Source organism: Rhodococcus sp. RS1C4 (assembly GCF_002258225.1).
In the GTDB taxonomy this organism is placed as follows: Bacteria; Actinomycetota; Actinomycetes; order Mycobacteriales; family Mycobacteriaceae; genus Rhodococcoides; species Rhodococcoides fascians_E.
The window spans coordinates 1-7,574 of record NZ_NOXZ01000024.1; the positions used below are offsets into that span (position 1 = coordinate 1).

At 64.9% G+C, this 7,574-nt stretch carries 9 protein-coding genes and 1 pseudogene; 3 read left to right on the plus strand and 7 right to left on the minus strand.

Features of this window, described 5'->3' with window-relative positions; all coding sequences use genetic code 11:
* The 6 genes from CH289_RS28005 to CH289_RS13030 form a co-directional block, all read right to left on the minus strand.
* Positions 1–117: FAD/NAD(P)-binding protein (locus CH289_RS28005; RefSeq protein WP_143545080.1), on the minus strand; the 117-nt coding region annotated here is incomplete at its 3' end.
* A gap of 45 nt (positions 118–162) precedes the next feature.
* Entirely contained in the window at positions 163–753 is a 591-nt protein-coding gene (locus tag CH289_RS13010) for a class F sortase (RefSeq protein WP_020113341.1), read from the minus strand.
* The gene (locus CH289_RS13015; protein ID WP_020113342.1) at positions 740–2,563 is read right to left on the minus strand and encodes a hypothetical protein; all 1,824 of its coding nucleotides are present in this window, start codon (positions 2,561–2,563) and stop codon (positions 740–742) included. The genes CH289_RS13010 and CH289_RS13015 overlap by 14 nt, the downstream gene beginning before the upstream one ends.
* A gap of 203 nt (positions 2,564–2,766) precedes the next feature.
* Complete coding sequence (locus CH289_RS13020; RefSeq protein ID WP_019667890.1) at positions 2,767–4,002, minus strand: MFS transporter; 1,236 nt, start codon at positions 4,000–4,002, stop codon at positions 2,767–2,769.
* A gap of 13 nt (positions 4,003–4,015) precedes the next feature.
* A complete protein-coding gene (locus CH289_RS13025) occupies positions 4,016–4,471 on the minus strand; it encodes a MarR family winged helix-turn-helix transcriptional regulator (protein ID WP_020113344.1) in 456 nt (151 codons plus the stop codon).
* Positions 4,472–4,562: 91 nt separating this feature from the next.
* Complete coding sequence (locus CH289_RS13030) at positions 4,563–5,162, minus strand: Rv1733c family protein (protein ID WP_230594308.1); 600 nt, start codon at positions 5,160–5,162, stop codon at positions 4,563–4,565.
* A 139-nt stretch (positions 5,163–5,301) separates the two neighbouring features.
* Between CH289_RS13030 and CH289_RS13035 the strand changes: the two genes are divergently transcribed.
* Positions 5,302–5,973, plus strand: a complete 672-nt coding sequence (locus CH289_RS13035; protein ID WP_094728016.1) for a lysoplasmalogenase family protein — start codon at positions 5,302–5,304, stop codon at positions 5,971–5,973.
* Here the strand turns inward: CH289_RS13035 and CH289_RS13040 are convergent.
* Positions 5,938–6,390 (minus strand): hypothetical protein, encoded by a 453-nt coding sequence (locus tag CH289_RS13040; RefSeq protein ID WP_027499101.1) that lies wholly within the window; start codon positions 6,388–6,390, stop codon positions 5,938–5,940. The two genes, CH289_RS13035 and CH289_RS13040, sit on opposite strands and share 36 nt — an antisense overlap.
* 88 nt (positions 6,391–6,478) lie before the next feature.
* Here CH289_RS13040 and CH289_RS13045 point away from each other — a divergent pair, with 88 nt between their 5' ends.
* Both CH289_RS13045 and CH289_RS28290 read left to right on the plus strand, forming a co-directional pair.
* Positions 6,479–7,282 carry an SDR family oxidoreductase gene (locus tag CH289_RS13045; RefSeq protein ID WP_027499102.1) on the plus strand — a complete coding sequence of 268 codons (804 nt, stop codon included), beginning with the start codon at positions 6,479–6,481 and terminating at the stop codon, positions 7,280–7,282.
* 110 nt (positions 7,283–7,392) lie between these two features.
* Positions 7,393–7,574: pseudogene (locus CH289_RS28290) on the plus strand (DUF732 domain-containing protein); the annotation flags it as partial.

Genomic DNA, 7,574 nt, shown 5'->3' on the forward strand with positions numbered 1-7,574 from the left:
GCGCTCGAACAGGTCGATACTGACATCTGTGTCGGACTTCATGAGTGCGTCGGCGGCGTAGATGCCTGCGGGTCCGGCGCCGACGATGGCGACGCGGAGAGGTCTTGTTTCGTTCATCCCCTAATCGTAGTTATCATGCGCATAGATGCAACACCCATTTGTTCAGCCAGCCAGCTGCGCCACGACGAAGAAGTTGTCTCCCGTCGGTTCGCCATTGCGTACGTCGCAGTTGGCGAGGATCAGTCGGCCGGGGACCTGCGCTCGCAGGTCGTTGTCGGCCAGGAGGGAGCCCTTCGGCAGGGGCCCGACCGATTCGACGCCGTATTCGAGAGTGCCGGTCGCTGTGCGCACTACGACGATGTCGCCGACCTGCGCCACTCCGAGTGACCGAAACGGTGCGTCCCGCGTCGAGTAGTTGTGGCCCACCACGACCACTGTCTGCTCAGTGTCGGTTCCGGGTAGCCCGCTCTCGGCCCACCACGCGGGTCGCTCGTCCACGGGGTTGAGTACTTGCGACGAGTCGCGGTACAGGCCGTCGGGATTGACCGTGCTGCTCATGTAGGTCTGCGACTCGGCGGATCGTAGCTCGATCCACTCCGGTTGCGCGGGAGCAACCGGAGACGGTGGAGCCGCAGAAATCTGCGCCTCCACCGCCGACCGATCGGGCGGTGTCACACTGGCCGGCTCCGACTGCGCACAGCCGGTCAGTGTGACACCCAGAGCGATCGCGACTGCGAACTTACGCAGATGCATCGGTCGAGTTGCGACGACGCAGGTAGAGCCCGCCACCCACCGCGGCAACAGCGACGACGCCGACGCCGGCCAAGATTGCCGGTGTCGCGGACGAGCTGTCCGAATCGCCCGACGCTTCGGTGGACGAATCGCCCAGTGCCAGATCGACAGCGGGCAGTTCTCCGGCAAGGACGGTGACACCGTCGTCGTCGGTGGTGAAGTAGTCCGCGACCGTGAACGATCCGTCCTCGTTGGACACGCCCACCAGTTCCACACCGGTCTCGTCGACGACCACCGTGGTGTCATCGACCTGGGTCACGGGGACGTCGTCCTTCGTCGTCCCGCCGATGTTGATGGTCCAGCTGAATTTCGGTCCGCTCGCTGCCAATTCAGCTGCCTTGGCCTTCAGATCGGCTTCGGCCTTGGTCGCTGCATCCGCTGCCGTCTTGGCCTCGGCCGCTGCGGTCTGCGCAGCCTTCACGTCCGCTGCTGCGGTGTCGGACGCGGCCTGAGCTGCCGTCAGATCGGCTTCGGTCCGCGTCACGTCGGCTTCCGCGGTGGCCAGTGCCGCATTGGCTTCCTCGACCGCGGCCTCTGCATCGGCGGCGGCCTTTTCGAGCGCTGCGATATCCGCATCCGACGGCGCTGCGTCGAGGTCGGCCTGCGCTTGCGTTGCCGCGGCCGCAGCCGCGGTGGCCTTCTCCTGGGCTGCAGTCGCAGCGGTCCGTGCGTCGGCAGCAGCTTTGTTCGCGGCGGTTGCTGCCTCCGTCGACGTCGCCGCTGCCGCTTCGAGATCCCGTGCATTGGCCTCGGCTGCCGCGGAGACGTCCAGCGCTGTGCGTGCGGCAATGGCCGCCGACAGCGATTCGGCTGCTCTGGCCGCCGCCGCGCGGACAGCGGCACTCACCTTGGCGAGGTTGAGAGTCTTGAACGAATCCTGCACTGCGACGATCGAATCCTGCAGCGCCGTGGCAGCTGCTTCGGCATCGGCAGACGCGGTGGCAGCAAGCTCGGCCTTGGCGGTCGCGTCGGCACGTGCTGCCGCTGCGGCCTCCACCGCTTCCGGGTCACCGGCACCGGCCGCTTCGGCTTCCAACCGGTCTGCCTCGGCGAGGGCTGTGGCTGCGGCAGTGTCGGCGTCGGTCTTGGCCTGTGCAGCCGCAGTATTCGCTGCTTCGAGAGCTGCGGTGTCGGCCTTGGCCTTGTTCACCGCTCCGACGGCAGCGATGCGGTCCAGTTCGGCGGCTGTTGCGTCGGCGTCGGCCTTCTTGGCCTTCACCACCGCGTCCGCCGCAGCGAGCTCTGCCTTGGTGACCGCGGTACTTGCCGCGGCATCTGCGGCGACGGCTGCATCGAGACGAGCCTGCGCCGCGGTGGATGCCTCCGCAGCGGCTTTGCTCTTGGCCTCGGCGTCCGCGAGCGCTTGCTTCTCGGCGTCGCTGAGCTGCGGGACGATGTCGACGTTGATCGTCGCCGTGCCGTCGTCGTTGAACACGACCCCGCCCGTTACCTGGGGGAGAGGTCGATCGGTCGACGGTGCTTCGGGGGCAGGCACCGCTGCTGCCGACGCATCACCTGCGCCGGGTGCAGGAACATCCGCAGGCGGTTGCACGAGTGCATCTCCCGACGGCGTGGTTGCTTCCCCGGTGGGCGCCTGCTCGTCGGCCGGCGGATCGGTAGGTGCCTGCTCGGCGACGCTGTTCGACGGTGGCGGAGTCTCCTCCTGTGCTGCGGCAATTCCTGGTGCAGCCAGTGCGAAGGAGAGTGCGACGGCGGCTCCGGCGGCGGCGATGCGAGTCCTCCGCGAACGGGCGATCGACTTCTGTGACATGGATGTTCAAGCCCTTCGGTCCTGGTGGCCGGAGCCACCGACACCTCCGTCCCGATCCGGAAATGCTTTTAGTGAGGCACACGTACTTGTGCTTCATGGACCGTAACGGACCGAAAGGTCTCTCAGGGTTTACCAAGGAATTGGTTATGCAACTGTTACTGATGGTGTTGGTGTGACGAAAGTAAACACCAGCGGGAGAAATCTCAGTCGCCGACGGTGACTGCCCGGGCCTCGTCGACACTGTGAGGTGCGGGGTCGTGATCGTCGACGTGGGCGAGGACCTTGCGGCCGGTCGACAGGACGACGATCGCCAGCAGGGTGCAGACCGCGCCGACCCAGAACGGGACATGAGCGTTGCTCTCGCCCAGCTTGCCCGCGAGGTACGGTGCTGCCGCGCCGCCCACGAAGCGGACGAAGCTGTAGGCCGCCGAGGCGGTCGAGCGCTCCACGGGTGCGGAGATCATCACGGTTTCGGTGATGAGCGTGTTGTTCACGCCGAGGAACAGTCCGGCGACGACGGTGCCGACGATCAGTACCGTCTTGTTCTCGGTGAACAGGGCCATCACTCCGAGGTCGACGGCAAAGAGGAGCAGCGAAAGCATCATCATGTTCAGAGTTCCGTACGCGCGCTGCAACTTCGGGGCGAGGAACACCGATGCCACGGCGAGGCACAGGCCCCAGCCGAAGAAGATGAAACCGATGCTGTACGTGCCCATGTCGAGCGGAAACGGGGTGTAGGCGAGGAGGGTGAAGAAACCGTAGTTGTACAGAAGTGCGGTGATGCCGACGGTGAGCAGTCCGCGGTGGCGAAGTGCACGGAACGGATCGAGTATCGACGTCGTGTGAGCGGGCTTGGGAGTGTCCGGCAGCATGACGATCAACAGAATGAACGCGACGGCCATCAGCGCCGCAACGCCGAAGAACGGTCCACGCCAGGAGAATCCGCCGAGCACACCACCGACGAGCGGTCCCGTTGCGATGCCGATACCCAGCGCTGCTTCGTACAGGATGATCGCGCGCGCGACGCCTCCCGATGCGGCACCGACGATCGTCGACAACGCAGTTGCGATGAACAACGCGTTTCCGAGACCCCAGCCGGCGCGGAACCCGATGATCTCACCGACTGATCCGGAAACTCCTGCGAGAGCAGCGAATACGACGATGATGGCAAGACCGGCCAGCAGTGTCCGTTTCGGGCCGAAGCGGCTGGACACTACGCCGGTGATGAGCATCGCGACGCCGGTGACCAGCATGTAGCTGGTGAACAGCAACGACACCTGGGACGGTGACGCATCGAGTTGTTCGCCGATGGGTTTGAGGATGGGATCGACCAAGCCGATACCCATGAAGGCGATGACACTCGCAAAAGCGACTGCCCACACGGCCTTCGGCTGTTTCAGCAAGCTCTCGGTGTTCGTACTCACGGCTGAGTTCCCCACGACGAGGTTCCTTTCAATCCGTGATCGACGATTTGAGCACGCTGCGAAGCTCGCTCAGTCCGTCGGTCAGTTTCTGTAGTTGCTCCGGGTCCAGTTCGGACAGGTACGGCAGCAGGCCGTCGGCGATCTGGCGTCGTCCGGCGGCCAGCCATTCGGCGCCGGCGTCGGACATCCGGGCGACGACCGCGCGCGAGTCGCTCGGGTCGGTCGTGCGTTCGACGAGCCCGGCTGCGGCGAGCTTTCCCAGCAGCGACGTCGCCGACGGCTGCGAGCAGCGATCGAGGCGAGCGAAGTCGCTGACTCGTAGGGGTTGGTATTCCTCGAGGAGGGACAGCGCTCGCATCCAGGCCTTGGGCCACTCGTCGGAGCCGAAGTGCGCGGCGAGGCGAACGAACCGGGACGATCCCGTGACCAGCTCGGAGAGCAGGTCGCGGAGATGCTGATCGGAAGACGGTTGCTGCACTCCCATAAGCTTACATAAGCTAACTATATTTGCAAACCGGCGATGGAAACGAAAAAGTCCCGGCCGTGTGGCCGGGACTTTCACGTAGGTACGACGTTCAGCTCAGGCTGTTCTCGTCCATGAAGTTCTTGATGGCGAGGTCCCAGTCCGCGTCGCGCTTGTTGTCGAGGCGGAACCGGGTGGCGGAGTAAATGCCGTAGAAAAGGAGTCCGGCCAGGAACAGGCTGCCGATGCCCGTGAAGGCGGCGGCGGCGATGGCGTCGGAATTCGACAGTGGCTGTGATGCTCGGATGCCGTTGTCGTCGACCCAGATATCCACTTCGGTACCCACCGGCGAGCCGCTCACGACGGACACCTGGCCGGTGTGCTCGACGCCCTGGTACGTCCAGGTGGCGTCGACGGTGGAGCTGCTCTGCGAGCTGAAGTCGGACTGAACGAGCGGCGAGGGGGGAGTGACGGACACGGTCTCGGCGGTGACGGCGTGCCGGGTGTACTGCTGCGCGGAGACCTGCTCGTTCTGGAACGACAGCGTCGTCATCGCGAGCCACGCAGCAACGGGAAGCATCAGAATCGTCAGGGTGGTGAGGATGGTCTTCAGCCGTGCCTGGATGCGGTCGGAGCGACGGAGCAGCGGGTTCGAAGCGTAGGCGAGACCTTCCATGGTCGCCCTACGATCATCGGTGTGTTTCCTGCGCATTGTCGTCCCAACGTGTCGAATCGTGTGTTTACCTTCCAACGATGACAAGGTGTACAGCCCTGAATCAAGGCGAAGGGGCCAGCATCACACAATTGGTTAGTTCAACGAATGGTCTGGTCGACGAACTCGGAGTGCCTCGATGAACCGCTCGACGTTGTCCAGAACGGCGTTCGCCTCGGCGTCGGCAGCCACGGTGCTCGGAGCGGTCCTCGGCGCAGACAGACTGCATCGCTTCGCGAAGCCGTTGATCGCTCCATCGCTGATGGCGGGGTTGCCCAAGCCTGCGTCGACGCTGGGTCTGGCGCTCACCGCAGCAACCGGCGGCGACGTTCTTCTACTCGACCCGGACGACGATTCGCGGATCCTGCACGGCGCGGCCTCGTTCGCTGTGATGCAGGGGTGCTACTGCGGGCTTCTTCGCGCTCGAGGTGCACGCGTCACCGTATCGGCGGCGGCGCCGCGAGCGGCGGGCTGGCTTCTCGCGGTCGTGTCGATGGCAACGCGTTCGCCCGACGTCGCACCCGGCCTCGGCGCGTACGGACTGACGCTGGCATCGATGTCGACGCTTGCCGCGGACCCGACGCTCGTGCCCGGCGCGAGAACGGCGGCCGGCGTCGTCGTTCCCGGTGCGGATCCGGCGTCGAGAATCGCTCTCGGCGGTGTGCTCTTCACGGTGTCCGACGCGTTGATCGTGGCTCGGCGGCTGCTGTTGACCACGGAGTCGCATCGGCGAGCGGCGGAGGGAGTGATTCTCGCGACCTACGCGGTGGCTCAGCTATTCCTCGTCGAAGGTCTGTCTCGGAAGAAGTAGAACGCGGTGGTGGTCGTCCGGATCGACCATGATCGGCACGACTGCGCCTTCGGCGAACCTCGAGATCTCCGAGCGAGGGATGGCGTAGACGATGCGGCCGGAGAACGACTCCGAGCCGGGCACGGTGAACTGCAGTTGAAGTTCGCTTCGGGTGTCGTCGAGTGGGTGCACTTCCTCGATGGTGGCCCAACCTTCGACGCCGTTGCGGGCGATCTGTCGCTGTTCGGCGGTCCGTCGGTTCGCCACCAGCATGGACAGGCCGAGCGCAGCTCCGAAACCGGCGATCAGAGCGGCAAGTTGGTAAGGCAGGGTTCCCGGGGGCGCCGACGGTCGGAACCACAGCGCCCACACCGCCAGGACGGCGACGTAGCCTACTGTGACGACTACTATCGCGCGCAAAGTTCGTTTGTGATTCACCCACATCTCCTACAGGCCACGTCCAGAATAGCCCTGAAAAGTTGTCGGAGGTCTTACCGATAACCCTGGTAACGCCTATTCTGTCGAGGTGTCTACACCAACTGTGTTCATCACCGGCGCTGCTGCCGGGATCGGACGATCCACTGCTCTGAAGTTCGCTCGCTCCGGATACCTCGTCGGGGCCTACGACATCGACGAAACCGGGTTGGCGTCGCTCGGTAAGGAGATCACCTCCGCCGGCGGACGCGTCGTGACGGGAACCCTGGACGTCACCGACCCCAAGCAGTGGGAGGCTCGGTTGAAGGAGTTCGACGCCGAGGCCCACGGCCGGCTCGACGTCCTCGTCAACAACGCAGGCATCCTCGTCGCGGGCCAGTTCGAGGACATGCCGCTCGAGGTGCACAAGCGTCAGATCGACATCAACTTCAACGGCGTCGTGTACGGCACTCTCGCTGCGTTCCCCTACCTCAAGGCAACCAGAAACGCCCAGGTCGTGAACCTGTGCTCGGCGTCGGCCATCTACGGTCAGCCGGAGCTGGTCACCTACGGCGCGACGAAGTTCGCCGTACGCGGTGTCACCGAGGCGCTCGATCTCGAGTGGGCCAAGTACGACATTTCCGTCAAGGCCATGTGGCCGCTCTTCGTTCAGACCGCGATGACTCAGGGCGTCTCCACCGGAACGACCAACTCGCTCGGCATCAAACTCACCGCCGACGATGTATCCCAGGCGATCTTCGACGCCACCCGCCCCGCGAAGGGACTGCGGCGGAACAAGGCACTGCGCAAGGTTCACTTCCCGGTCGGATTGCAGTCCAAGGCGTTGTCGCTCGGATCCAGGTTCTCGCCGGCCTGGCTCACCCGCGAAGTCAACCGCCGCCTGAGCCACACCTGATCCTGCTCGACCCATCGACCCCTGCCACGCACCACCGAACGGCACGGGTTTCGGTTCGCCGGTAGGGTCGCTCTGCAACATGATGAGCGAAAGTGGGGTCGGGTTCTTTCATGGCGAGAGCGCGCTCGAAGAAGCGTTCGGTACTGGCAGCATCGGTGGCGATCGTGGCGGTGCTGTCCGCGTGCGGTAGCGAATCCGGTGCGGATGCGACGTCCGCACCGGCTACCACGACGACAACCGTCGCGCCGCCGACAACGACGGTGGAACCGGTGTTGCCGCCGCCGTCCACCAA

Bases quoted from the DNA above. Each gene is read 5' to 3' on its own strand.
- CH289_RS13030 (WP_230594308.1), bottom strand. From the start codon at position 5,162: ATGCGCAGGAAACACACCGATGATCGTAGGGCGACCATGGAAGGTCTC.
- CH289_RS13010 (WP_020113341.1), bottom strand. From the start codon at position 753: ATGCATCTGCGTAAGTTCGCAGTCGCGATCGCTCTGGGTGTCACACTG.
- CH289_RS13025 (WP_020113344.1), bottom strand. From the start codon at position 4,471: ATGGGAGTGCAGCAACCGTCTTCCGATCAGCATCTCCGCGACCTGCTC.
- CH289_RS13015 (WP_020113342.1), bottom strand. From the start codon at position 2,563: ATGTCACAGAAGTCGATCGCCCGTTCGCGGAGGACTCGCATCGCCGCC.
- CH289_RS13035 (WP_094728016.1), top strand. From the start codon at position 5,302: ATGAACCGCTCGACGTTGTCCAGAACGGCGTTCGCCTCGGCGTCGGCA.